General features: G+C 73.6%; 28 protein-coding genes and 3 pseudogenes. 12 read left to right on the top strand and 19 right to left on the bottom strand.

The window, feature by feature from the left end:
• Positions 1 to 7: 7 nt before the first annotated feature.
• The gene (locus JOE68_RS07200; RefSeq protein ID WP_239562163.1) at positions 8 to 346 is read right to left on the bottom strand and encodes a hypothetical protein; all 339 of its coding nucleotides are present in this window, start codon (positions 344 to 346) and stop codon (positions 8 to 10) included.
• A 21-nt stretch (positions 347 to 367) separates the two neighbouring features.
• On the bottom strand, positions 368 to 1,312 hold the full coding sequence (locus JOE68_RS07195) for an asparaginase (RefSeq protein ID WP_204841549.1): 945 nt from the start codon (positions 1,310 to 1,312) through the stop codon (positions 368 to 370).
• Between the two features lie 74 nt (positions 1,313 to 1,386).
• On the opposite strand from JOE68_RS07195, the gene JOE68_RS07190 reads away from it, so the two are divergent.
• The gene (locus JOE68_RS07190) at positions 1,387 to 2,031 is read left to right on the top strand and encodes a GntR family transcriptional regulator (RefSeq protein ID WP_204841548.1); all 645 of its coding nucleotides are present in this window, start codon (positions 1,387 to 1,389) and stop codon (positions 2,029 to 2,031) included.
• A 175-nt stretch (positions 2,032 to 2,206) separates the two neighbouring features.
• Here JOE68_RS07190 and JOE68_RS07185 read toward each other — a convergent pair whose 3' ends face one another.
• Together JOE68_RS07185 and JOE68_RS07180 are read right to left on the bottom strand one after the other, a co-directional pair.
• Positions 2,207 to 3,376 carry an acyl-CoA dehydrogenase family protein gene (locus JOE68_RS07185; RefSeq protein WP_204841547.1) on the bottom strand — a complete coding sequence of 390 codons (1,170 nt, stop codon included), beginning with the start codon at positions 3,374 to 3,376 and terminating at the stop codon, positions 2,207 to 2,209.
• Between the two features lie 20 nt (positions 3,377 to 3,396).
• Positions 3,397 to 4,548 (bottom strand): acyl-CoA dehydrogenase family protein, encoded by a 1,152-nt coding sequence (locus JOE68_RS07180; RefSeq protein WP_204841546.1) that lies wholly within the window; start codon positions 4,546 to 4,548, stop codon positions 3,397 to 3,399.
• 76 nt (positions 4,549 to 4,624) lie between these two features.
• On the opposite strand from JOE68_RS07180, the gene JOE68_RS07175 reads away from it, so the two are divergent.
• The 5 genes and pseudogenes from JOE68_RS07175 (at position 4,625) to JOE68_RS07155 (ending at position 7,723) form a co-directional block, all read left to right on the top strand.
• A complete protein-coding gene (locus tag JOE68_RS07175) occupies positions 4,625 to 5,209 on the top strand; it encodes a TetR/AcrR family transcriptional regulator (protein ID WP_204841545.1) in 585 nt (194 codons plus the stop codon).
• Positions 5,210 to 5,234: 25 nt separating this feature from the next.
• Positions 5,235 to 6,227 carry a non-homologous end-joining DNA ligase gene (gene ligD, locus JOE68_RS07170; protein WP_204841544.1) on the top strand — a complete coding sequence of 331 codons (993 nt, stop codon included), beginning with the start codon at positions 5,235 to 5,237 and terminating at the stop codon, positions 6,225 to 6,227.
• 50 nt (positions 6,228 to 6,277) lie between these two features.
• The gene (locus JOE68_RS07165; RefSeq protein WP_204841543.1) at positions 6,278 to 6,454 is read left to right on the top strand and encodes a hypothetical protein; all 177 of its coding nucleotides are present in this window, start codon (positions 6,278 to 6,280) and stop codon (positions 6,452 to 6,454) included.
• A 99-nt stretch (positions 6,455 to 6,553) separates the two neighbouring features.
• A pseudogene (locus JOE68_RS07160) lies at positions 6,554 to 7,477 on the top strand (RHS repeat-associated core domain-containing protein); the annotation flags it as partial.
• Positions 7,478 to 7,519: 42 nt separating this feature from the next.
• Positions 7,520 to 7,723: a hypothetical protein gene (locus tag JOE68_RS07155; RefSeq protein ID WP_204841541.1), complete on the top strand. Its 204-nt coding sequence runs from the start codon at positions 7,520 to 7,522 to the stop codon at positions 7,721 to 7,723.
• Between the two features lie 496 nt (positions 7,724 to 8,219).
• Here the strand turns inward: JOE68_RS07155 and JOE68_RS07150 are convergent.
• The 3 genes and pseudogenes from JOE68_RS07150 to JOE68_RS07145 all read right to left on the bottom strand — a co-directional run.
• A pseudogene (locus JOE68_RS07150) lies at positions 8,220 to 8,840 on the bottom strand (replication-relaxation family protein); the annotation flags it as partial.
• Positions 8,841 to 8,930: 90 nt separating this feature from the next.
• Positions 8,931 to 9,296, bottom strand: a pseudogene (locus JOE68_RS30980) (type VI secretion protein); the annotation flags it as partial.
• 886 nt (positions 9,297 to 10,182) lie between these two features.
• Positions 10,183 to 11,064, bottom strand: coding sequence for a hypothetical protein (locus tag JOE68_RS07145; protein ID WP_204841540.1), 882 nt, complete (start codon positions 11,062 to 11,064; stop codon positions 10,183 to 10,185).
• Between the two features lie 308 nt (positions 11,065 to 11,372).
• On the opposite strand from JOE68_RS07145, the gene JOE68_RS07140 reads away from it, so the two are divergent.
• Both JOE68_RS07140 and JOE68_RS07135 read left to right on the top strand, forming a co-directional pair.
• Positions 11,373 to 11,693 (top strand): hypothetical protein, encoded by a 321-nt coding sequence (locus tag JOE68_RS07140; RefSeq protein ID WP_204841539.1) that lies wholly within the window; start codon positions 11,373 to 11,375, stop codon positions 11,691 to 11,693.
• Between the two features lie 198 nt (positions 11,694 to 11,891).
• Positions 11,892 to 12,143, top strand: coding sequence for a hypothetical protein (locus JOE68_RS07135; RefSeq protein WP_204841538.1), 252 nt, complete (start codon positions 11,892 to 11,894; stop codon positions 12,141 to 12,143).
• Between the two features lie 59 nt (positions 12,144 to 12,202).
• Here the strand turns inward: JOE68_RS07135 and JOE68_RS07130 are convergent, their stop codons facing one another.
• Entirely contained in the window at positions 12,203 to 12,703 is a 501-nt protein-coding gene (locus JOE68_RS07130) for an NUDIX domain-containing protein (RefSeq protein ID WP_204841537.1), read from the bottom strand.
• A 151-nt stretch (positions 12,704 to 12,854) separates the two neighbouring features.
• Here JOE68_RS07130 and JOE68_RS07125 point away from each other — a divergent pair, with 151 nt between their 5' ends.
• Genes JOE68_RS07125 through JOE68_RS07115 form a run of 3 tightly spaced genes read left to right on the top strand, consistent with a single transcriptional unit; the run spans position 12,855 to position 14,500 of the window.
• On the top strand, positions 12,855 to 13,082 hold the full coding sequence (locus JOE68_RS07125; protein ID WP_204841536.1) for a DUF8847 domain-containing protein: 228 nt from the start codon (positions 12,855 to 12,857) through the stop codon (positions 13,080 to 13,082).
• A gap of 41 nt (positions 13,083 to 13,123) precedes the next feature.
• Positions 13,124 to 13,756, top strand: coding sequence for a DUF2238 domain-containing protein (locus tag JOE68_RS07120; RefSeq protein WP_307819563.1), 633 nt, complete (start codon positions 13,124 to 13,126; stop codon positions 13,754 to 13,756).
• A gap of 45 nt (positions 13,757 to 13,801) precedes the next feature.
• Positions 13,802 to 14,500 carry a DUF6319 family protein gene (locus JOE68_RS07115; protein ID WP_204841535.1) on the top strand — a complete coding sequence of 233 codons (699 nt, stop codon included), beginning with the start codon at positions 13,802 to 13,804 and terminating at the stop codon, positions 14,498 to 14,500.
• 406 nt (positions 14,501 to 14,906) lie between these two features.
• On the opposite strand, the gene JOE68_RS07110 is transcribed toward JOE68_RS07115, so the two are convergent.
• The gene (locus JOE68_RS07110; protein ID WP_204841534.1) at positions 14,907 to 16,445 is read right to left on the bottom strand and encodes an alpha/beta hydrolase; all 1,539 of its coding nucleotides are present in this window, start codon (positions 16,443 to 16,445) and stop codon (positions 14,907 to 14,909) included.
• 82 nt (positions 16,446 to 16,527) lie between these two features.
• Between JOE68_RS07110 and JOE68_RS07105 the strand changes: the two genes are divergently transcribed.
• Positions 16,528 to 17,448: an EamA family transporter gene (locus tag JOE68_RS07105; RefSeq protein WP_204841533.1), complete on the top strand. Its 921-nt coding sequence runs from the start codon at positions 16,528 to 16,530 to the stop codon at positions 17,446 to 17,448.
• Between the two features lie 618 nt (positions 17,449 to 18,066).
• Here JOE68_RS07105 and JOE68_RS07100 read toward each other — a convergent pair.
• The 10 genes from JOE68_RS07100 to JOE68_RS07055 all read right to left on the bottom strand — a co-directional run bounded on the left by JOE68_RS07100 (position 18,067) and on the right by JOE68_RS07055 (position 23,620).
• Positions 18,067 to 18,585 (bottom strand): hypothetical protein, encoded by a 519-nt coding sequence (locus tag JOE68_RS07100; RefSeq protein ID WP_204841532.1) that lies wholly within the window; start codon positions 18,583 to 18,585, stop codon positions 18,067 to 18,069.
• 91 nt (positions 18,586 to 18,676) lie between these two features.
• Positions 18,677 to 19,759: an ATP-dependent DNA ligase gene (locus tag JOE68_RS07095; RefSeq protein WP_204841531.1), complete on the bottom strand. Its 1,083-nt coding sequence runs from the start codon at positions 19,757 to 19,759 to the stop codon at positions 18,677 to 18,679.
• Positions 19,760 to 19,835: 76 nt separating this feature from the next.
• Positions 19,836 to 20,372 (bottom strand): alkaline shock response membrane anchor protein AmaP, encoded by a 537-nt coding sequence (locus JOE68_RS07090; protein WP_204841530.1) that lies wholly within the window; start codon positions 20,370 to 20,372, stop codon positions 19,836 to 19,838.
• A complete protein-coding gene (locus JOE68_RS07085; protein WP_307819562.1) occupies positions 20,369 to 20,965 on the bottom strand; it encodes a DUF6286 domain-containing protein in 597 nt (198 codons plus the stop codon). The genes JOE68_RS07090 and JOE68_RS07085 overlap by 4 nt, the downstream gene beginning before the upstream one ends.
• A gap of 4 nt (positions 20,966 to 20,969) precedes the next feature.
• Complete coding sequence (locus JOE68_RS07080; RefSeq protein WP_204841529.1) at positions 20,970 to 21,326, bottom strand: Asp23/Gls24 family envelope stress response protein; 357 nt, start codon at positions 21,324 to 21,326, stop codon at positions 20,970 to 20,972.
• Positions 21,323 to 21,499: a hypothetical protein gene (locus JOE68_RS07075; protein ID WP_204841528.1), complete on the bottom strand. Its 177-nt coding sequence runs from the start codon at positions 21,497 to 21,499 to the stop codon at positions 21,323 to 21,325. Before JOE68_RS07075 ends, JOE68_RS07080 begins: the two co-directional genes overlap by 4 nt.
• Before the next feature lie 20 nt (positions 21,500 to 21,519).
• Positions 21,520 to 21,702, bottom strand: coding sequence for a hypothetical protein (locus JOE68_RS07070; RefSeq protein ID WP_204846391.1), 183 nt, complete (start codon positions 21,700 to 21,702; stop codon positions 21,520 to 21,522).
• A 172-nt stretch (positions 21,703 to 21,874) separates the two neighbouring features.
• Positions 21,875 to 22,219: a hypothetical protein gene (locus JOE68_RS07065; protein WP_307819561.1), complete on the bottom strand. Its 345-nt coding sequence runs from the start codon at positions 22,217 to 22,219 to the stop codon at positions 21,875 to 21,877.
• A gap of 41 nt (positions 22,220 to 22,260) precedes the next feature.
• Positions 22,261 to 22,722: an Asp23/Gls24 family envelope stress response protein gene (locus JOE68_RS07060; protein WP_204841527.1), complete on the bottom strand. Its 462-nt coding sequence runs from the start codon at positions 22,720 to 22,722 to the stop codon at positions 22,261 to 22,263.
• Positions 22,723 to 22,861: 139 nt separating this feature from the next.
• Positions 22,862 to 23,620, bottom strand: a complete 759-nt coding sequence (locus JOE68_RS07055) for a pyrimidine reductase family protein (RefSeq protein ID WP_204845968.1) — start codon at positions 23,618 to 23,620, stop codon at positions 22,862 to 22,864.
• Between the last annotated feature and the right edge of the window lie 14 nt (positions 23,621 to 23,634).

Here is a 23,634-nt window from a genome sequence, read left to right as displayed (position 1 = left end):
CTCCACGTTAATCGAAGAACGTGGCCACTATCTCGCCGAGGCCGAACCAGACGCTGACCCCCACGCCCAGCAGGATCAGCACCACCACCAGCACGGCGGTCTGCCGGCGCAGCCCGCCGGCGCGGTTGGCCGAGTCGGCGAAGTTCGCCACGCCCGCGAGGTAGCCCTCGACGGTGAACGCGGGCTGCTGGCGCTGCATCCGGTCCAGGTGCTCGGCGAACGCCCGGGTCTCCGGGTCGTCCGGGTCCAGCCCCACCAGCTCGTCCTCGATGCTGGGCGGCCCCTCGGCGGACCGACCGGGGGGCGGGTCGTCCTCCGGGGTGTCGGCGGCGCGCGCACTGGCCATGCGGCCAGGGTAATGGCCGGTTCAACCCGCGAGCGCGCCCGCGGGCCGGATTGCACCGACCGTGCGACCGTGCCCGAGGACCGGGACGGCGGCCAGCTCGGCGGGCGCGTCCACCCCCAGCCGGCGCAGGGCGGCGACGACCACCAGCGCCCTGGCGCGGCTCGACCCGTCGGCGATCTTGCACACCACGGCCTCGCCGGTGGGCAGGCCGACCGCGTAGACGCCCTCCGCGCCGTCCTTGGCCACCGCGCCGGGCAGGGCGCGCACCAGCCGGGTCACGTCCCGCCCGGTGCCGGCGACCCACTCCGGGTAGGTGCTCATGGCGTGCGCGACCCGGCGCTCGTGCCGGCCGTCGGAGGTGGTCAGGCGCGCGAACGCGCGGGCGAGGCCGACCAGGCTGATGCCGAGCAGGGGAGCGCCGCAGCCGTCCACGCCCTGCGCGCCGACGCGCTCGCCGGCCACCTCCTCCAGGGTCTCCCGGATCGCCAGCTGCAAGGGGTGCGCGGGGTCGAGGTAGCTCCCGGTGGGCCAGTCGTTGACCACGCAGGTGGCCAGCATGGCGGCGTGCTTGCCCGAGCAGTTCATGTACTTGGGCGCCCGGCCCCGCCCGGCCCTGAGGTGGGCCTCGCGGGCCTGCTCGCCGATGGGCAGGTCGGGGGTGCACTGCAGGGCGCCCTCGTCCAGCCCCGCGCCTTCGAGGATCCGCAGCGCGCCCGCCACGTGGAAGTCCTCGCCGGAGTGGCTGCCGCACGCGAGGGCGAGCAGCTCGTCGTCCAGCTCCAGGCCGTTGCGCAGCATCGCGAGCGCTTGGAACGGCTTGTTCGTCGACCGCGGGAAGGCGACCTGCGCGGGCTGCCCGACCAGCAGCTCCGGCTCGCCGGACGGCCCCAGCGCGACCACCGAGCCGTGGTGCTCCGACTCCGCGAACCCGTTGCGCCACACCTCGGCGACCAGTTCGTGCCCCATCGACGTCCCTCCCGGCTACGCTGCCAACTGTCGACAGTCAACAACATGGCCACGATCCGCGCCAGGAGACGTCCGTGACACCACCCCTGCACCTGAGCCTGGCCGGCCAGGCCGTGGACGCGCTGCGCGAGCTGGTCCTGACCGGCGAGATCCGGCCCGGCGCCCGCGTCAACGAGGTGGAGCTGGCGGGCCGCCTGGGCATCAGCCGGGGCCCGCTGCGCGAGGCGATCCGCCACCTGGCGTCCGAGGGGCTGCTGGTCCTCGTCCCGCACCGGGGCGCGCACGTCCCGGACGCGACGGCGGCGGACGTGCGGGCGCTGTTCGAGCTGCGCACCGCCCTGGAGTGCGCCGCCGCCGAGCTGGCCGCCTCCCGCCGCACCGACGAGGACGTCGCGCGCCTGCGCGCGGTCTGCGCCGAGTCCCGCCGGACCTACCAGGCGGGCGAGCGCTTCCCGCACCGGCTGGACCTGGCGTTCCACCGGGCGCTGCTGGACGCGGCGCGCTCGCCCCGCATCGCCGAGCAGGTCCGCCTGGTGCAGCAGCGCGTGGTCCTGCTGCGCAGCGGCCTGCGCGACGACCCGCCCCACCAGCACGCGTCCCTGGACGAGCACGACACCCTGGTGGACGCCGTGGCGGCGGGCGAGGTGCCCCGCGCGGCGGAGGTGATGCGCGGGCACCTGGCCCGGGTCTGCGCCCAGATGCTGGCCAACCTCGGCTGACCGGTCCGGCCGCGGCGGCGCTCCGGGCGCGGCCCCGCGCCGGCGGGTCACCCCGGCGCCGGTCACCTCAGCGCGCCGGTCACCCGGCGCCGGTCAGTCACCCCGGTGCCAGCCGTCCCAGTACCGGTCGTCCCAGTGCCGGCCGGTCGTCCCGGCGCCGGCCGGCCACCGCCGGTCACCCCAGTGACCCGGTGACCTTCGCGTGCCCCTTCAACAGGTTCCGCGCGATCGTGCGGCGCTGGATCTCGTCGGTCCCCTCGTAGATCCGCAGCAGCCGCAGCTCCCGGTACCACCGCTCGATCGGCAGCTCGCGCGTGTAGCCCATGCCGCCGTGGATCTGGAGCACCCGGTCCACGATCTCGTTGGCCTTGACGCCGCCGTACAGCTTGGCGATGCTCTGCGCCTGCCGCGAGTCGGCGCCGCGGTCCACCAGCCACGCCGCGTGCAGCACCAGCCAGCGCAGCGCCTCGACCTCGACCGCCGAATCCGCCAGCATCCACTGGATCGCCTGGTACTCGGCGATCGGCCGCCCGAACGTCACCCGGTTCCGCGCCTGCTCCACGGCCATCTCCACCAGCCGCTCGCACGCGCCCAGCGCCCGCGCGGGCAGCAGGTAGCGGCCCTGGCCGATCCACTGCATGGCCAGCCGGAAGCCCTGGCCGACCTCGCCGAGGACGTTGGCCGCGGGCACCCGCACGTCCTCGAACACCAGCGCCGCCGGCCCCCACTGCCCCATGGTCCGGATCGGCTCGGACCGCCAGCCCAGCTCGCGGTCGACCAGGAAGCACGTGACGCCGCCGTCGGCGCCCTTCTCCTTGTCGGTCACGGCGAACACCATCGCGAAGTCGGCCTCGTCGCCCTGCGTGATGAACGTCTTCTCGCCGTTGACCACCCACTCGTCGCCGTCCCTGCGGGCGGTGGTGCGGATGGCCTTGGCGTCCGAGCCCGCGCCCGGCTCGGTGATCGCGAAGCACGACACCCGGTCGCCCGCGATGGTGGGCAGCAGGTAGCGGCGGCGCTGCTCCTCGGTGCCGTGGAACAGGATGTTGTCGGCCTGGCCGCCGAACCGGAACGGCACGAAGCTGCGACCCAGCTCCTGCTCCACCAGGGCCGCCATCAGCGCGCCCAGGCCCATGCCGCCGTACTCCCGGGGCGTCAGGACGCCGAAGAACCCGGCGGCCTTCGCCTTGTCCTGCAGCGCTTTCAGCTCGTCGCGGCGCAGCCCCGGCTCGCCCGCGCGCTCGCGGCGCAGGACTTCCGGTTCCAGCGGCACGACCTCCTTGCGCACGAAGGTCCGCACCCAGTCGCGGATCCCCCTCTGCTCCTCGTCGAGCGCGAAGTCCATGACGTCCTCCTCTGCCCGCGTCACGCGAACGCGTCGATGCCCGTCAGCGCCCGGCCGATGAGCAGCTTCTGGATCTGGCTGGTGCCCTCGTACAGGGTGGTGACCCTGGTGTCGCGCAGGTACTTGCCGACCGGGTACTCGTCGACGTAGCCGTAGCCGCCGAAGACCTGGATGGCGTTGTTCGCCACCCGCACGGCCGCCTCGCTGGCGTACAGCTTCGCCATGGACGCCTCCGTGCGGTACGGCTCGCCCCGGTCGGCGAGGTCGGCGCAGCGCCACGTGAGCAGGCGGGCGGCGTCGGTCTCCACCGCCATGTCCGCCAGCAGCTCCTGCACGAGCTGGAAGCCCGCGATGGGCCTGCCGAACTGCTCGCGCTCCTTGGCGTACCGGACGCTCGCCTCCAGCGCGCCGCGGGCCGCGCCCACGCACCCGGCGGCGACGGACATCCGGCCCCGGTCGAGCGCCGCCATCGCCAGCCGGAAGCCGGCGCCCTCGTCGCCCAGCCGGTCCGCGTCCGGCACGCGGACCCCGTCGAGCACCAGCTCCGCCGTGGCCTGCCCGCGCATCCCGAGCTTGCCCCGGATCTCGCGGGCCTCGAAGCCGGGGGAGTCGGTGGGCACGAGGAACGCCGTGATGCCCCTGGGGCCGGGCCCGCCCGTGCGGGCGAAGACCAGCGCCACGTCGGCCCACGTCCCGTTGGTGATGAACACCTTCCGGCCGGTGAGGAGCCAGTCGCCGCCGTCCCGCACGGCCCGCGCGGCCAGCGACGCCGCGTCGGAGCCGGTGCCGGGCTCGGTGAGGCCGAAGCAGGCCAGCGCCCGGCCCGAGCACAGCTCGGGCAGCCACCGCCGCTTCTGCTCCTCGGTGCCGTGCTCGGCGACGGACTTCGCGACCAGCCCGAGCGAGACGGACACGATGCCGCGCACCGCCGAGTCGCCGCGCGCGACCTCCTCCAGGACCAGGCAGTACGCGAGGTGGTCGCCGCCGGAGCCGCCGTGCTCCTCGGCGACGCCCAGGCCGAGGAACCCGACCTCGCCCAGCGCGGGCACCAGGTCGCGGTCGATCGCCTCGTCCCGGTCCCAGCGGGTGGCGTGCGGGACGATCCGCTCCTCGGTGAACCGGTGGGCCAGTCGCCTGAGCTGCTCGTGCTCGTCGGAGATGCGCAGGTCCACCCCGTGGCCTCCTTGCCGAACGGTGTTAGTTTTCCAACGTAGGCGCGCGGGCGAACCCGGTGCAAGAGGAGGCGCGGTGCCGAGGAAGCCGGTCCTGAGCGCCTCCCGCATCCGGGCGACCGCCCTGGCCATCATCGACCGGGACGGGCCGGCCGGCCTGTCGATGCGGAAGCTGGCCGCCGAGCTGGGCGTGCGCGCCGCGTCCCTCTACGGGCACGTGGCGACCAAGGACGACCTGCTGCACGAGGTCGCCGGCGACGTCCTGGCCGAGGTCGACGTCTCCGGCTTCGCCGCCGGCGACTGGCGGCACGGCCTGGTCACCTGCGGGCGCTCCTACCGGGCGGCGCTGGCCGAGCACCCGAACATCGTGCCGTTCCTGGCCCGCGGCCCGGCGCACCGCGAGACCCCGTTGCGGCGGCTGGACGCGGTGCACGGCGCCCTGGTCGCCGCCGGCTGGACGCGCCGCGAGGCCGCCATGATCGCGGAGGCGTTGGTGTACCTGGTGCTCGGGGCGGCGCTCGGCTCGTTCACCGGGGACCGCTACCCGAACCCGGACGAGGCGCACCTGCCGCGGTCGGTGGCGCGCGAGCCGGACCGCGACAGCTTCGAGTTGGCACTGGACGCCTTCGTGACCGGCCTGGCGGCACGCGGTCCCGGTTGACGGGGTCGCGGGTTAGGCTCGACGGGTGGCCCAGGCTCTGGAACTGACCGTCGGCGAGCGCGTGGTGCGGGTGTCCAACCCGGACAAGCCCTACTTCCCCGAGCGCGGCATCACCAAGCGCCAGGTCGTGGAGTACTACCTGGCGGTGGCGGAACCGCTGCTGAAGGTCCTGCGGGACCGCCCGACGACGCTCAAGCGGTACGTCGACGGCGTGACCGGCGAGGCGTTCTACCAGAAGCGGCTGCCCAAGGGCGCTCCCGAGTGGGTGCGGACCGCCCGGGTCAGGTTCCCGTCCGGCCGCCCGGCCGACGAGGTGTGCCCCACCGAGCCCGCGGTCCTGGCCTGGGCGGCGAACCTCGGCACGTTCGACTTCCACCCGTGGCCGGTGCGGCAGCCCGACACCGACCACCCCGACGAGCTGCGGGTGGACCTCGACCCGCAGCCCGGCACGGACTTCGCCGACGCCGTGCGGGTCGCGCTGGTGCTGCGCGAGGTGCTGGCCGAGCTGGGGATGACCGGCTACCCGAAGACCTCCGGCGGCCGGGGCGTCCACGTGGCGGTGCGCATCAGGCCGGAGTGGGACTTCGTCGAGGTGCGGCACGCGGTCATCGCCCTGGCCCGCGAGGTGGAGCGCCGCGCGCCGGACCTGGCCACCACGTCGTGGTGGAAGGAGGAACGCGGCGAGCGGGTCTTCCTGGACTACAACCAGGCCGCCCGCGACCGCACGGTGGCGTCGGCCTGGTCGGTCCGCGGCACACCCCGCGCCACCGTCTCCACCCCCGTCACCTGGGACCTGCTGTCCACAGTGGACCCGGACGACTTCGACGTCCTCACCGTGCCGGCGTACCTGGCCGAGCACGGCGACCCGCACGCCGACCTGGACTCCGCGGCGTTCGGCCTGGAGACGCTGCTGGAGTGGTACGCGGCCGACGACCGGGGCGAACTGCCCTACCCCCCGGACTACCCGAAGATGCCCGGCGAGCCGCCGCGCGTGCAGCCGTCGCGGAAGAAGGCTTGAGCTGCTGAGACCGGTCGGTCTCACGCCTGCGTGACCCAGCCTGGCGTCAGTTGCCGGACGGCGAGCGCGTCTACAACACGAACGGCAACCTCGCGGAGTTCGGCGACCGCGCCGGCGGCAAGACCAAGGTCGAGTACACGCCGGGGTACTCGAACCTGCCCAGCGCGGTGATCGACCCGCAGGCCGCGCTTACCGGTTCGAGTACGGCCTGTCGACCCTGCGGCTGACCAAGCCCACCGAGGACGGCGTCGGGGTCGCCGCGACCTACCAGAGGCACGCCACGACCTCGTGGAACACGATCATCACCGGCGCCCCGGTGCACCAAGGTCGACGACACGGTGGTGGCCTTCGACGGCGCGGGCAATTACAAGTCCACCACCAACCCCGACAGCAACTTCACCTACAGCCCCACCAACCAGGTGCTCACCGGCAACCTCGGCACCACCAAGGTGTTGGACTTCGCCTACGACACCAGCGACCAGACCCAACCCCGCACCATCACCGAGACCCCGACCGGCGGCACCGCCGTCACGCACGTGTTCACCCGCACCGCCCTCGGGGTAACAGAAACCGTGGACAACGGGGGGCGCTCCAGCTACACCCGCGACACCGACGGCCTGCTCATCGGCCTCAAGGACAAGGCGGGCGCCCGCTACGGCGCGGTCACCGACCACCAGGGCAGCGTCCTCGCGCTGGTCGACACCGCCGGCAACCTCGCCGCCGAGTACACCTACGCCCCCTACGGCGCCGTCAGCGCCACCGGTCCCGCGGCGGCGGCCAACCCGTTCCGCTACCTCGGCGCCTACCAGCTCCAGCGCGGTCACTACCTGCTGGGCTACCGCGTCTACGACAGCGCCTACGCCCGCTTCCGCTCACCCGACCCCACCGGCCAGGAACCCAACCCCTACAACTACGCCCAAGGCGACCCCATCAACAACAGCGACCCAACCGGCGCCTACAGCTGGGCCGACCTGGGGCAGGACATCGGCAGCCACGGGGGTCAGATCGTCGGTCTCGCAATCGGCGGCGCGGTGTGCGCGGGGACGGCGGGCGTCGGGTGTCTCGTCGGAGGCGTCGCGGCCGGTGCCATGTTCGGCTCCTTCGGGGCCATGGCGGGAGCGCTCATCGGCGGCGGCGATCAGGCGAAGGTTCGCGACGCCGCCATCAGTGGGGCCATCGGGGGCGCGCTCGGCGCCGGCACCGGTGGTCTGGCCGTCAAGGGGGCCCAGTGGCTTGCCAGGAGCTTCTGACCCTGGTGGCGAAGTAGCCCGATCAAGCCGAGGAAGGTGTCGATGACGAAGAAGAACGGGATGGACAAGCACGTCTTCCTCGCCTTGATGGCGTTGATCGCGCTGTCGGCGATCGGGGTGGTCGTGACGCTGAACGGCGGCCCGGTCCCCGTGGTGATCGCCCTGCTGATCGCGTGCCTGGCCTGTGTCGCGTACATGGTCCTCAAAGCGGCCAAGCGGCTCAAGGACGAGCGGCGGCCGCGCTGATCCCTGGTCGCGGGGGACGACTCCCATGTCGTCCCCCGCGACCTGCGCGTTGCCCGCGAGCTTCCGCGTCGTGGACCGGCGAGGACGGTCACGCCCAGGTAGAGCAGGTCGAGGTATAACCGAATCAGCCGCATGACGATCGAGCGCGTCCCTGTCCCGGTCTCTGTCCCGGTGAAGGTCTCCTGTGGGCCGAGAAGGTCGGCGGCCACAACCGGTCGTGATCGCCCGAGCTGGACGCCTGCGCGGCGGCGGCCCGGGCAGGCGCTCCCGACCGCCTTGCCGAGGTGGAACTTGCGGTGTGGGCCTCGGTCGTGGACCTGCTCGCCGTCGGCCTGGTTCGGGTGGGCGAGGAGTGCACCCGGAATCGCCCTGGGCACGGTGCCCCTTACACCGTCCGCATCCACTCCAACGGCACCCTGGTCCTGGCCGACGTGCGCGCCTACGCCAATCCCTCCGGCGCGGTGCTCGTGCTCGGCGGCAGGCACCAAGAGGGCGGGTCGGTGCCGAAGTCGTACTCGAGGAACCACTCGACCTGTCGGTCGCCGTCGTGCCAGCGGCCGTAGGCGTCGGGTTTGATCAGGTCGCCGAAGTGGCGGGCGCAGCGGGTCTCCGACCACCAGGCCGTCAGCGCGACCTGTTCGCCGGGCTGGGGGTGGCGGGCTCGGTCGACCAGGGCGGTGAACCACTCGTTGACGCCGATGGTGTGGGCCAGGCGCAGGCTGTGGGCGATGCCGAAGACCCGGTCGTGCCGGTAGCCGAGGTCTTTGACGTCCAGGCCGTCCTCGGCGGCGAGCACGGCCGCTCCGGCAGGGGCCAGGACGTAGTGCATGGGGGCGGTGCCGATGGTGACGAACGGTTGGAAGCGGTCGACGATGCCCCAGGTGTAGAGCTCGCGCAGCCGCTGGCGCCCGGACCGGAACGACGGGAAGGCCAGGGTGGTGATCTGGTGGGCGGTGAGCACCCGGTGCTCCCAGAGCATCCGGGCGATCCAGCGGTCGCGCGGTGTCAGCCGCCACGCCAGGAGGGCCTGGTGTTCGGCGGTGTTGGCCGCACGCGGATGAGGGCGGGTGGGCTTGTGGCCGCGCAAGGCACGTTGGCGGGTGGGGTTGGTGATCATGGTGGGTGCCTCCGGATCGGCAGGGTGAAGCCGCCGGGGCGTGAGGTGCGCCGAGGCGGAGTGGGTGGGTGGAACGGCGGGAGGAGTGGGTCAGGCGTGGCGGCGGGGGTCGGCGCTGTGTGGGCGTGCGACGGGCTCGATCCGCTCCGCGGGGTGCGAGGAACCCGACGGGTTGCGAGAAGGCCGGACGCGGACGGGCTGGGAGCTGCGGCTGGTAGCGGTCTCGGTCGGGCGAGTGCGGGCGGTGCGGCGCGCTATGGCGCGGATTTCCCTGGCACGTCCGGGCACGGCGGGCGGGAGTGGCCAGGTGGGCATGGTGAAGGGCTGGGCCTGTTCGCCGTGGAGGACGAGGCGGGCGGCGGCGTGGTAGGCGCCGAGGTGGGCGAGGTCGTGGTCGGACAGCCTGGGCGCGGTGTGCCGGGACAGTTCGCGTGAGTCTTCGGGTGAGGCGTTGAATCGGTGGCTTCATCGGTACCGGAATCGGTATCGGCCTGGTCAGCACCTGCGCGGTGACCGGTGGAGTCGGTTGCATCGCGGCCGGTGCAGTCATGGGGGGTCTACTGGGTGGTGCCGGTGCGGCATTGGGTTCGCAGATCGCGGGCGGCAGCTCGCAAGAAGTCGCCGACGACGGGCTGGGGGGAATTACCGGCGGTGGTCTCGGTGGGGCGGGACGGTTCACGAATAAATCGAAGGGATCTTTGGATGAGGCGCACACCGGAGTCGACCCGCTATCGCATGTTCTACTCGGTCGCGGCAGCGCTCTGCTTACTCCTGCTGGTAGGGGCTTTCGCGATCAGTGATCGAGCGCCTTGGGCTCCGGTGGTCGTGGGTTGTCTCGCCGGATCCCTTGTCATGGCGGGCATACAGAGGTGGCGTAAGGAGAAAAAGACCGGCATGTGATACCCGGGTGCTGTCGACCGGGCATCACCGCCCCGGCGGGTGTCCGATCTTTTCGATCGGCGCGCGTAACAGGCGGGTGGTCGCCCATGACATCGTCGGGGCGACCACCGCACCCGTTCGCAGACCTCAAGCGGCCAGGGCCGATTACCTTCGACGGTGAGTCGATGATGCCGCTTCAGAACGGTTCCGCGACGAAGTAGCGCAGGCGCACGAGTGCTCCGGCGCCTCGACCACGATGTCGGGCGCCACCGAGGAGCCCGGTCCGACACCCACGATCCCGGTGGGCGTCGCGCGATGAGACGGTCGATGCCCTCGGCATCGAGGCTCTGGTTCCGGACAGCCTCGGGGTGGGCACGAAGTGAAACGTTGTAGTTCTTGACGCACTCCGGCGGCGCACGCCTCCGCGCCGTCAGGCCACAGCTTCGTTTCCAGTGGGCCGCGCTCAGGATTCCAGGCGCTCCGCGGTGTCGGCGAGCAGGGCGAGGAGCCAGCGCCAGGTTTGCGGGTCGGTGGTGGACAGCGGCTCAGGGGAGAAGAAGTACAGGCGGTTCTCGACGATTTCGATGTGGACCGGGCGTTCGGCGTAGCGGGCCAGGAGGTCGGGGGAGAAGAGGGTGCGGTCCAGCAGGGCCTGGATCTCCCCGGCTCTGCCGAACGGCCCGGAGACTGTGAAAGTTTCGGCGCCGGGGCCGCGCAGGTCGGGGTTCCCGAGGGAAGCCCCGCCGGACATGTGCGGAACGCCCGTGCCTTTCGCCCGCGAGGTCAGCAGCAGGTGGGGGAGGTGGGCGTCGAGAGGGGTGGTTGCGTAGCCCAGGTGGTACGTTTCCGCGCCGTGGTACCCGGCCGTGTAGCGGTACTGGCCGATCTCCATCGGACGTGGCCCTTCGATGCTGACGACGTCGACGGCGCAGCGGTTGTTGCCGATGTCGAAGATCCCGGCGGCCTGCTCCGGGTCCTTGACCTTCATCCGGTAGCCCATGCCGTTGCGGGCGGCGAACTGCATGATGCGGTAGTGGTCGACCCGGATCCGCCCGCTACCTTTTCGGCCCTGGACGACGACCAGGACGATCAGCCCGAGACCGATCACCAGCGGCAGCAGCCCGAGGAGCCGGACGCCGACGCCGCCGTCCGGATGGGCGCCGGTGAGGTACATGTCGAGCGGAATGCTCAAGAAACCGAAGAAGGCGGCGACGATCACGGCGAACACGAGTGCGCTGCACGCCATGTCGCGGCCCGGGTGGTCGCCGTTCGCTTTCGCGTGCGCCAATGCCGCGGCCGGGTCGACCGGGGCGGTGAGCGGGGAGTGGTCCAGGTCGTCGGGCACGGCTCACGCTACCCCGTCGAGCGGGCGGAACCTTCCCTGTTGGGCGGTTTCGGGTGCGATTGAGGCGCCGGTCCGGCTGCCGGGTCCGAGGTGCCTGGCAATCCCCGTACTCCGGTGACCGCAGCAACCCCGGGCTCGCTACTGACGCCCGGGACGGGCACACCACCCGCCGAACCACTGACACAAGCCGATGCGTGCTCACTGACATGCAGTGGCGTATCCCAGCCCAGCGAACTGACGCCTCGCAGAGGTGGAGGCGTGGTTGGAGTGGTGCCCCGCCACCCCTGACCGGCATCCGCGACCGGGCCGTGCTGCTCATCGCAGCGACCGAGTTGGAGCGCCTGGTGGACGTGCCCGATCCGTCCGCGCCGGACTCCGCGCCGACCGAGGCCCTGGGGTTGCTGCACCTGTCCAGCGCGCAGATGGCGGCGAAGGCCGGGCGGGGGCAGGGCTCGACGGCTCACGTGCGCGCGACCGGTTCGGCGGGTGCTCGCGGCCGTGGGCCCGACAGGACTACCGGGACTTCCGCCGGCGCCAACGCCGCGTCGAACGCCGGCTCGACGTGCGTGACGCGGTCGACCGGTTGCTGCCGCGACCGACGGGCGGGCTGCACGTGCCGGAGGACCTGATCGGAAGCGGGGCTAGGACCGGACCGTGTGCGTCGTCCCCATGCCTTGCGCGGTCCGGGTTTCCTCGGCTGCCGGTGCGAACGCCACGGCGTCCTGTCCGTCACCTTGCCTGCCGGCTGCACCCCATCGCGACATGAGGCATGGTGTCGGGTGGAAGTGCCGCTTCCGCCCGGTTCCCGGGCCTGGCATGGTCCCGGTGTGAACGTTGACGACGCGCAGGGATGGGGTTACCAGCTCGACCAGCCGTGGCCGCCGCCGGACACCCCCGGCATCGTCACGGTCGGCGGGCGGACCTTCCACCGCGATGCGGAGTGCTCCGGTTACCGGCAGGGCGTCCGCAATTCGCTCAGGCACGGCCGCGAGCCCAACCCCGTGGAGCAGGTGACCGCCCGGCAGGCCAGGGACCGCGGCAAGGGCCGGTGCAGCGTGTGCTGGAGCGAGTACCTGTAGCGCGGAGCCGAGGGGACCGGAGGTCGCGCAGGACCTACGCGAGCCGCCTCCCGGCGCGATCAGGGGCAGGCGGTCCGGTCGACCGGCACGCCGGACTCGCACAGCACCAACCCGCCCGCCGCGACCGCGGCCAGGGCGGCCTCGACGCGGCGGGCCAGCGCCGGTTTGACCAGGGCGCGGACCCGCGCCGGCGGGTAGAGGCCGACCGAGCGGATCTCGGGGTCGACCGGCTCGATCGCGGCCACCTCGTCGGCGGTGACCAGGCCGCCGTCGAAGATGAATGCCAGGCCCTCGGGCAGGGGTGGGTCGGCGGGCATGTGGTCGATCACCAGCAGGCGCCCCAGCGGCCGGTCCAGGCCGATCTCCTCCGCCACCTCCCGCGCGGCGGTGCGCCACGGCGGCTCGTCGGCGTCCACCGACCCGCCCGGGATCTCCCACTCCGGCTTGTACGTGGGCTCGACCAGCAGCACGCGGGAGGCGTCGTCCCGGAACAGGGCTCCGGCCGCGGCGCGCTTCCGGTTCAGGGACGCGGCGTACTCGTCGAACGGCAGCAGGTCCACAGCCGGCAAGGCTACTCGCCGGCGTGACCACTCCGGACGGCCCGGAGGTGCGCCGGTTTGGGCCAACCGGCTGGTCGTCACCGCGGTTCGGCCGCGATTCCACTGCACCTCTCGTACCATGGGCGGGACGCCGACGAGCGGGAGGCCAGCGGTGACCAGTGCGTACGTGGTGCGGTTCGTCGGCGGTCCCCTCGACGGCCGGGTCGACTCCGTCAGCAAGCCGGAGGACGCGCCCAAGCCGACGGTCACCCACGTGCACCTGCACGGCGGCCCCAAGATCGTCCACCACTACGACCTCCAGTACGCGGTCGAGTACGGGTGCGAGTACCGGCTCCGGGCGGAGGACGCCACCGAGCAGCAGGGCGCCGCCGACCGGTAGGGCGTGGCGGGGCAGCGGTGGCGGAGCCGGATGAGTCCGAAGTGGACGGACGGGGTCGAGGGGGTGCGGCGGGGCGCGGCGCGCGCTTCCCGGCCGCCCTCGCGGTGCTCACCGCCGCGGCCGTCGCGGTGTCCGCGATCCGGCCCAGGAGCTACCCGACCTGGCTGCTGGAGGTCGCGCCGATCCTGCTCGCCCTGCCTGTCCTGGTGCTGACCCGCCGGCGGTTCCCGTTGACCGGCTTGGCCTACGGGCTGCTGTTCGGGCACGCGCTGGTGCTGGCGCTGGGCGCGCACCACACCTACGCGGAGGTGCCGCTGGGCGAGCTGCCGTGGGCCGACCGCAACCACTACGACCGGTTCGCCCACTTCGTGCAGGGGTTCGTCCCGGCGGTCGTGGTGCGCGAGGTCCTGCTGCGCCGGACGCCGCTGCGGCCGGGCGGCTGGACGTTCACCCTCGTCACCGCCGTGTGCCTGGCGATCAGCGCGTGCTACGAGTTGCTGGAGTGGCTCGGCGCGGTCCTCGGCGGCGAGTCCGCCGAGGACTTCCTCGGCACGCAGGGCGACGTGTGGGACAGCCACTGGGACATGCTGCTTGCGCTCGTGGGCGCGCTGGTCGCACAGTGGGTGCTCGCCCGCGTGCACGACCGGCGGCTCGCGGAACTGTCGGTGCCGTAGGGCAAGCTGCACGCGACGGATCTTGATCGCAGCGGAGGTTCCCCCATGGCGAAGGCGAAGCAGAACTCCCTGTCCCCCGAGGACGTGGACCACCTGCGCGCGGAGCTCGAGGCGGGTCGCCCGGCCGCGGTGTGGTTCACCTCCGCCGCCGTCGGCGTGGAGGCGGGGCGGTCGGCCAAGGTCGTGGCGTTCACCGAGCCGGCGGAGGGCGACTTCATCCAGGTGCGGCCGACCGGCGAGAAGGACGAGCTGTCGTTCTCGCCCGCGGAGCTGACCCTGGAGAAGCCCGCGCCGCGCAAGCGGACGCCGCCGCCCAAGGCGCCCGAGCCCGCGCCCGCCCCGCGGCCGGCTCCCGTCGAGCACATCTACACCCCGGAGCCGAAGCCCGCGCCCGTCAAGCCGGCGCCCGCCAAGCCCGCGCCGAAGCCCGCTCCGGCCGAGGCGAGGCCGGCCCGGCCCGCGGCCCGCAAGAAGGCCGCGCCCGCCGAGGTCACGGTGACGCTGACGTCGACGGCCGAGGGGGAGTGGACGGTCGACGTGCAGACGGGTGCGAAGCGGGTGCTCCGGGCCGCGCCGGTCGCGGCCTCGGCGGTGGCGCAGGCCGCGAAGCTGCTGCCGCCGGAGGTGGACGAGGCCGTGGAGGCGGTGCTGAGCGCCGCCCGGGAACGGCACCTGGCTCGCGTCGAGCAACTGCGCGCGGAGTTGGAAGCAGCCCAACGGGCATTGGACGAGCTGACCGGCTGAATTGCGGCCACGTAGTGCGACATTCTGATGATTAATGTTCCGCGATCGGGTGAAGCCACTTCCCTCGGCCGGCGGCGCAGCGCACTCTGGGGACCGTCACACCGTGCCGATGCTGGATGTCCGCGCAATCACGGAGGCCATGATGACGGTAGAAATCACGACCACGGAACAGGTCCAGGCCAGTGGGTGCGGCTGCTGCGGCGGCTGCACGGGTCCCGGCTGCGGGTGCTGTTCCAGCTGCTGAACTCCGCTGCGGGATCGGCGACGGCCCCCGGGTGCTCCGCGCCCGGGGGCCGTCGCCCGCCGGTGCCGCGAGGCGCCCGGCGGCGCCGCGGACGGGGAAAAGCGAGAATGCGTCCCCTTTGTCGGCCGGCGCGCCGGGTGCATTTATCGGGAACAAATACGATCAGGGCGGGCAAACGGTTCCGCCGGCCGGCGCCCGGCCGTTGACGAGGAATTCCTCCACGGCCTGCGCGGCGCACGAGGACCGGCCGAGCGCGCCGTGCCCGCTGCCCTGCCAGCCGACGACGACCCCGGCGGGCAGCGCCTGGGCCGCGCGCTCGCTGCCGCCCTGCGGCGTGACCGGGTCGTTGGCCGTGGTGACCACCAGCACCGGCGGCGCGCTGGTCAGCGCCGGCACCGGCTCCGGCTGCGGCACCGGGAACGGCCCGCACAGCAGCAGTCGGCGCGCGTGCCACGCCCCGAACAGGGGGTACTTGTCGCGCCAGCTCTCCACCAGGCCCGCCACGCTCTCCGGCGGGATGCGGGTGGTCGTGTCGTTGCAGCCGATGACGAAGCCGGGGTCGAACAGCGCCAGGCCGTCCTCGTCGTCCAGGACCAGCGGGAGCGCGAAGCCGGTCAGCGGCGCGGCGTCGCCGCCCTCGGCCGCCGCGATGGCCTCGGCCAGCGCGGGCCAGCGCGCGCGGTCGGCCAGGCCCACCAGGACCGCGGTGGTGGCGGTGCCGGGCGTCAGGTCCAGCTCGGCGCCGCGCAGCGGCTTGGTGCGCAGGGCCGACAGCAGCGCGGTGAACCGCTTGGCCGCGTCCGCGCCCAGCGGGCAGGACCGGATCGCGCAGTCCTCGCCGAACTCGGTGAACGTCGCCTCCGCCGCGACGGCCCGCGCCTCGGCCACCCCCGGCACGTCCACGGTCGGGTCCGGCGCGCCGTCGAACACCATCCGCCCCACCCGGTCGGGGTAGCGGCTCGCGTAGAGGGTGAGGACCCTCGACCCGTCGCCGATGCCGATGGCGTTCAGGTGGGGGGTGCCCAGGGCGTCGCGCAGCCGCTCCAGGTCGGCCGCCGTGCGCCAGGAGTCGACGGCGGGCAGCCGGTTCTCCAGGTCCAGCACGCACTCCTGGCTGGCCCGGCCGATGGCCTCCAGCAGCTCGTCGTGGGACGGCGAGGCCGGGTCCGACTCCACCACGTCGACCCGCGCGCCCTCCGGCACGCACTGCACCCCGTCCGACCGCCCGGTGCCCCGCCGGTCGACGCCGATCAGCGTGAACGTGCTCAGCACCGCGGGCGGCAGCGCCGCGGCCAGCCGGGCGGCCTTGAGCGTGCCCGGCTCGCCGTCCGGGTCGCCCACCACGACCAGGGCGCTCGCCCCCGTGCCCACGCGCAGCAGCGCCATGCCGAGGTTGCCGCGACCGGGCCGGCTGGGCGCGTCGAGCGTCACGGTCAGCCGCGCGCACTCGTACTCGCCACCACCGGCCGGCGCGGACGAGCCCATCCGCGCCCGGGTCTGCTCGGTGCACGGCGACCAGGCCAGGGTCGACCGGTAGCTCTCCAGCGGCGGGACCTCGCGGGGACCGGTCGGGGTCGCGGCCCGGGTCTGGTCGCCCTCGCCGTGCACGGCGATCACCGGGCGGTTCGACGGGCCCGCGCTGCACGCGGTCAGCGCGCTCAGGGCCACCAGCAACAGGGCGGCGCGACGCCGACGCGGCACGGTTGTCCCTCGCTCTCATCTCCGACGGCAGGTGGAAAGCCTCACACAGCGCAGGTGAGACTTCGGTGAGCGGGCTGGGAAGATGGGCGCCGTGGTCATGGTGCGCGTCGAAGGTCTGCCCGAGCGGCGGCTGCCCGGTTCCGGTGTGCCCGCCGTCGCGGCGCGGGCCTTCGGCGCGGTCCCGCCACCCGCCCTCGTGCTGCTGGGCGTGGTCAGCGTCCAGGTGGGCGCGGCGGTGGCCAAGCAGCTGTTCCCGCTGGTGGGCTCGGCCGGCACGGTGACGCTCCGGCTGGTGCTGGCGGCCGCGGTGCTGCTGGTGGTGTGGCGGCCGTCGTTCCGGCTGGACCGGCGCACGCTGCTGGTCGTCGCCGGCTACGGCGCGGTCCTCGGGACGATGAACCTGACCTTCTACCAGGCCATCGAGCGCATCCCGCTGGGCGCGGCGGTGACCATCGAGTTCCTGGGGCCGCTGGCGGTGGCCGTGCTCGGGTCGCGGCGCTGGGTGGACGGGCTGTGGGCGCTGCTCGCCGCCCTCGGCGTGGTCCTGCTCACCAGGGCCGACGGCGGGCTGGAGCTGACCGGCGTGCTGTTCGCCCTCGCCGCCGCCGCGTGCTGGGCCGCGTACATCCTGCTGGCCGCCGCGCTGGGCAGCCGCACGTCCGACGGCAAGGGGCTGGCGCTGGCGATGGTGTTCGGCTCGGCCCTGGTCCTGCCGTTCGGGATGGCCGACGCAGGCACGGCGCTGCTCGACCCGGTCGTGCTGATCGCGGGCGCGGCGGTCGCGCTGCTGTCCTCGGTCATCCCGTACTCGCTGGAGCTGGAAGCGCTGCGCCGCATCCCGCCCAGGGTCTTCGGCATCCTGATGAGCCTCGAACCGGCGGTCGCGGCGTTCGCCGGCCTGGTCGTGCTGCACGAGGCTCTGCGACCTTCGCAGTGGGTCGCGGTGTGCTGCGTGGTCCTCGCTTCGGTAGGCGCGACCCGCAGCGCCAGACCCGAGCCCTGACAACAGGCGCTGACAACAGGCCCTGACACCCTCCACACGACTGGCGCACCCCGACCCTGCTTTTGGCTTTCGGCACGCCCCGTGCAGTCCGGTGCTCTCGTGTTCTCCCCGTATGGCCTGCCCGGAGGGCTACCATGCTTTCTTGGGGGGTGCAAGCACGCTTTTCGCTTGCGCCCCCCGAGAAAGCATGGTCGTCTTTGACAGGTCATGCGGGGGGAACACGACCGCTGTTTCTTTTCATTCTCCTTGGCGGCCTGCCTGTCCGGCGAGGACTCTTTTGGTTTTTACCTGGATCCGTACCGCACCAAATATTTCCTGGATCGGTGCGCGATCTTAGTAAGAAGAGCGGCCGAGAGGCCCCCAAGGAGGAGGGAAGTGCGTCGTGTTCTCCCCGTACGGCCTGCCGGAGGCAATCATCTTTGTCGGGGGGTGTCAAGCGAAGGGCGTGCTTGACACCCCCCGACAAAGATGATTGGGCTGCGCCCAGGCCGTACGGGGAGAACACGAGGCACACGGCTGCGCTGAAGCGCCGCCGCGCGGAGCGCGGCCTGGGTCTTTGGGCAGTCCGGGGTGCGTTCATCCCGGTCCCGTTCGCGTTCGGGTGTGTTGCGACCGGCCTTAATCAGCCCTGCGCGCCGGAGCGGACCCGGTTGAAGACCCGGCTGAAGGTCCGGCTGAAGGCTCGGCTGGGGGCTCGGCTGGGGGCTCGGTTGCGGGTTCTTCCTTGCCGAGGTGGCCGTCGACCAACTCCCGCCCCCGCGCCTCGAAGATCGCCGCGTACTGCGCCGCGTACTTCTCGTACACCGCGATCACGTCATCGGCCTTCGCGACCTCCGCCCGGAACCGGTCGCGCAGCAGCCGCATGGTGTTCACGTCCGCCCGTCGCTTCTGGCTGTGCAGGTAAGGCTTGAACGTCACGTTGAGCCCACCGACGACGGCGGCCACCAGCAGCAGGGTCTTGCCCAGCACGGTTTCCGAGGAGGTGAACCCGACCGCGAGCACGGCGGGCACCAGGATGAGCACGATCGTGTAGACCACACCGGTGCTGCGGTGCACGTGTCGCCACTTCGTCAGCGACCGGCAGTCCCGGCTCATCCGGTCGTCGAGTTCCCCCACCAACGCGTCGACATCCGCCACAGCCCATCACGGTACGCGGCCGGCTCCGCATCGCGTGGCGAATTCGCCGCACCGCGGTCGCGGTCCGACGGCCGTCGGCACGGGGCCGGCCTCAGGCCGGGCGGACCTCGCCGCGCAGGACGGATTCCACGTCGTAGCGGGCGGGCTGGTCGAGCTGGTCGTAGCAGCACGACGCGGGATCGCGGTCCGGCCGCCAGCGGCGGAACTGGCCGTTGTGCCGCAGGCGCGCCGGAGCGGCGCCCTCGGTCTGGGTGTAGGCGATCTCCAGCACGCGTTCCGGGCGCAGCGCCACCCAGTCGGCATGCTTGCCGCGCCACCGGTTGACCTCGCCGGGCAGGCGGCGGCCGTCCGGCTCGACCAGCCACGGGTGCTCGCCGTCGGTGGCCAGGCCGCCCAGCTCCTGCGCCAGCGCGCGCCGCTCGGCCGCCTTGAACGAGCCGACGACCCCCACGTGGTGCAGCACGCCCCGCTCGTCGTGCAGGCCCAGCAGCAGCGACCCGACGGCCGTGCCCGGTTCGGTGTCCTTGTGCCAGCGCAGGCCCGCGACCACGCAGTCGGCGGTCCGCGCGTGCTTGACCTTGATCATGGTGCGCTTGCCCGGCGAGTACCCGGCGGACGCGGGCTTGCCGATCACGCCGTCCAGCCCCGCGCCCTCGAACAGCTCGAACCACTGGCGGGCCAGGGCGGGGTCCGCGGTGGCCGGCGTCAGGTGCAGCGAGTCACCGGGGGAGACCAGGGCCTCCAGCCGTGCCCGCCGCTCGGCGCACGACCGGTCCAGCAGCACCTCGTCGTCCACCGCGAGCAGGTCGAACGCCACGAAGCTCGCGGGCGTCAGCTCGGACAGCAGCCGCACCCGGCTCGCGGCCGGGTGGATGCGCTCGGTCAGGGCGTCGAAGTCGAGCTTGTCGCCCTTGGCCACGACCAGCTCGCCGTCCACCACGACCCGCCGGGGCAGGGTGCGCGCCAGCGCGGCCACCGCCTCCGGGAAGTACCGGTTGAGCGGCTTGCCGCTGCGCGACTGGAGGACCAGGTCGTCGCCGTCGCGGAACACCAGGCAGCGGTAGCCGTCCCACTTCGGCTCGTACACCCAGTCCGAGCCGGTCGGGATCTCGTCCACCGCGGTGGCCAGCATCGGCTGCAGGGGCGGGGTCAGGGGGAGCGCCACGCGCGCCATCCTGCCTGGTGGGCCCGGTCGACGCACGCGGTTCCGCGACAACCGGACCCCGCCGGCCGGTCTTCGGCGGTCGGCCTCAGCGCACGCGCCGCCGGTGCCGCGCCGCCAGGTCCAGCCGCACGGCCGCGGGCAGCACCCGCACGCCCAGGGCGTCCCGCGCCCGGCCCAGCACCCCGTCCAGCTCCTGCCACACCGCCCGCACGTCCGCGCCCTGCCGCAGGGTCAGCTTCAGCCGCAGCGCGGGCTCGCCGACCACCTTGACGCCGGCCGACGCCACGCCGCCCACCTGCTCGACGTCGGCCTTCACGGCGTCGGCGAGCGCGTCGGAGGTGACCACCAGCCCGTCCTCCAGGTCCAGGTCGGGGTGCTTCTCGGGCGTGACGGCCCGCCACGCCCAGCGCAGCCCCACCACGACCAGCAGCAGGCCCAGGACGATCGCCCCGACCCGGACGGGCAGGAGGTGGTCGCGCACCCAGTCGCGCAGGGCCGGGTCCAGGACGGGGCGGTCGACGCGGCGCAGGTGCAGCGCGAGCGCGCCCGCGCCGGCGAGCAGGGCCAGCGCGCCGAGCAGGCCCGCGCAGACCCGTTCCAGGCGGTTGGAGCGGGCGATCATCGGCCCTCCCGGTGGTCGGCGCCCGCGGCCGGCCGCTCCGGCGGGCGGTGCTCGTGGGCTTCGCGGTCCAAGCGCTTGCGGGGCGCGCGGTCCTTGGGCGAGCTGACGACGACGGACACCTTGGGCGGGGACGGCAGGGGCAGGGCCTTCACCGTCCTGCCCGCCACGTCGAGCAGGCGGGGGCGCAGCGCGGCCTCGTCGTGCAGGCGGCTGGTGGCCCGCACGCGGATCCTGCGCCGGGACGCGGTGACCGACGCGCCGGCGACGCCCTCCTCGGCGCGCACCCGGTTGCCGACCACCCGGGCCAGTGCGGTCGGCGTGGTGGTGACGACGACGCCGTCCGCCGGGTCGTGCAGGCGGACGAACCTGCGCCGCGCGGTCAGGGCGATCAGCAGGAGCAGCAGCCCGGCGACGGCGGTCGCCAGGGCGATGGGCCGCACCCGGTCGTCGGTCCAGGTCACGCCGGTCGGCGGGCGGGGCGCCAGGTGCCCGTTGCCCGCCCAGTGCCAGGCGACCTCGGCGACCAGCAGCGCGCCGGCGCAGGCCACGGCCAGCCCGAGGAACGGGGACAGCAGGCGCAGCAGCACGCGCACGGCTTCACTCCACTCGTGGTCGGGTCGCGGTGCGCAGCGCGGTCACCGCCACCGTCACGTCCAGCACCCGGTGGCCGGTGATCCGCTCCACCTCGTCGGCGACCGAGCGCCGCACCTCCCGGGCGGCCTCCCGCACCGGGGCGGGGTAGCGCAGCGCGACCTTGACGGCGATCTCGACGTCCGGCCCGTCGCCGTGGACCTTCACCGACGCCCCGGGCAGCGCGTCGGGCACCCGCGCGACGGCGTGGGCGGCGACCTTGCGGACCACGGACCGGTGGACCTCCAGCCCGCCCCGGTCGCCGCCGTCGTCGCCGTCCCGCCCGTCGACGGGCGCGCGCGTCGGCGCGTCGGCGAGGGTCACCTGTCCCGCCCCCGCCCGAGGAGGTCGCCGAGGTCCAGCTCGCCGTCGAGCACCCGGCCCACCACCAGGCCGATGACGCCGACCGCGAGGGTGACCAGGAACGCGGTGAAACCGCCGGTGGCGGCCAGCCCCAGGACGAGGCCCGCCAACAACCCGGTCTGTGTTCCGTTCATGCGCAGCACTCCTCAGGCTCCTAGATCAGGTCGCGCCGCACCCGGCGCTTGAACAGCCGGTGCCAGAACCGGCGCCGCACCAGCACCACGGGCGCGTCGTACCGGTCGGCGCGCCGCTCGTCGCCCGGTCGCCCGGACCCGCTCCCGTCACACGCTCCCGCACGCGCCCGGTCCCGCAACTCGGCCAGCCCGCGGGCGAACACCTCCGGATCACCCCCGACATCGGGGTGGTTGGCCCGGACGAACGCCCGGAGCTCGGCACGGAATTCACCGGATCGTGTAGGTCGAGACATGGTTCCTCCAGCCTCGTCGCGTCCTCTGGACACGGGGTTCCCGCTCGGCGCGCTCCCGACGTGCGGCCGGGGCGGATCGCGGTCACGGGTTCCGCGGCGGCGCGGGAGCCCCGGAGCCGGGCTCGCCGCGACCGGGCTTGAGCGGGCCGGGTTCGGGTTCAGGCCCGGGTTCGGGTTCGGCGAGGTCCGCCACCTCCACGTCCACCGGCACGTCACCCGCCACCGCGGTGACCACCGCGCGCAGCTCGGCCACCACCTCGGGGATGGGCCGGTCCGGGCGCAGGACCACCGACACGCCGACCCGCCGGTCCTCCGCCCGCACGCCCACCACCCGGCGGCCGGGCAGGTAGGACGCGAAGCCGCCGCCGAGGCGGGCCACCGACGGGTGGGCCAGCAGCACCTCCGCCAGCCGTTCCGGCAGCTCCACCGGTCGTCCCGACGGGTCCGCCGGTCGTCCCGACGGGGCCATCACTCGACGCGGGACGGGGCCGGTTCCTGCTCGTCGTCGTCCTCGGGGAAGTGGATGTCGTTGACCGCGATGTTGACCTCGATGACCTCCAGGCCGGTGATGCGCTCCACCGCCGTGATGACGTTGCGCCGCACGGCGCGGGCCAGGTCGACGATGCCCGCCCCGTACTCGACCACGAGGTCGAGGTCGACCGCGGCCTGCTTCTCGCCCACCTCGACGCTGACCCCGCTGGTGGCCGAGGTGCCCGCGCCGGGGATGCGCTCGCGCAGCGCCCCGAACGCCCGCGACACCCCGCCGCCCAGCGCGTGCACGCCGGAGATCTCGCGGGCCGCGATGCCGGCGACCTTCTGCACGACCGAGGACGCGATGGTGGTCTTGCCCTGGGTGGTCTCGTCGGCCAGCCGGGCGGGCACGGTGCCGGTGTCCGGCTTGGACGCTGTCGAGGCGGTCGTCTGGGACATGGGGTCCTCCAGGATCCGGTGCCGAATCGTTCTGCACTGGTTCGGAGGCCGCCCGCGTCCCCGTCATCACGGCAGTGTGACGCGCATCACACCGGCACGGCCTGCCGCGCGCCCGGGCCGCCGCGGGGGCGGTCCGGTGTCACCCACCCGATCGGGTGTACCTCAGCAGCAGTGCGCTCTCGTGCCGCAGCACCGACGCCAGCTCCAGGTCGCGCGGCGCGGCGGGCAGCGGGCCGGTGGCGATGCGCCCGGCGTCGCCGCCGGTGAGCAGCGGCGCGAACGTCACGCACAGCACGTCCACCAGGTCCTCGGCGATGAGCGCGCCGAACAGCGTCGGCCCGCCCTCGCAGTCGACCCGCCGCAGCCCGCGCTCGTCCAGCGCCGCCAGCGCGGCGCGCGGGTCCACCTCGTCGTCACCGGCCACGACGACGTCCGCGCCCGCCGCGGCGAGGGCGGCCCGCCGCTCGGCCGGCGCCGAGGACGTGGTCAGCACGATCGGCGGCGCGGTCGTCCCGGTCAGCAGCGGCGAGGTGGGCTCGACGGAGCACCGCGCGGTCACGACGGCGATCGGCGGCACCTCCGCGAGGCCCAGCCGGGCCCGGCGCTCCCGCCGCACCTCGCCCGCCTTCACGCCCTGGTAGCCCTCGATGAGCGCGGTGCGCGCGCCGACCAGCACCACGTCGGCCAGGTCGCGGCCCAGCGCGAACACCTTCTTGTCCGCCGGGTTGCCCAGCCCGCCGGACTTCCCGGCGACGGTGACCGCCCCGTCCACGCTGGCGACGAAGTTCACCTGCACCCAGGGCCGGTCGAGGTCGGGCGGGTAGTCGTAGAGCCGTTCCAGCTCGGCGTCGGTGAGCCCGGTCGCCCCGGCGCCCGGGGAGGGTGGCGGCCACAACATCTGCACGTGCCCAT

The organism is Saccharothrix algeriensis (assembly GCF_016907655.1).
GTDB classification, from domain to species: Bacteria; Actinomycetota; Actinomycetes; order Mycobacteriales; family Pseudonocardiaceae; genus Actinosynnema; species Actinosynnema algeriense.
The sequence above is the reverse complement of the archived record's forward strand: the minus strand, read 5'-3'. Positions and strand labels throughout refer to the sequence as shown.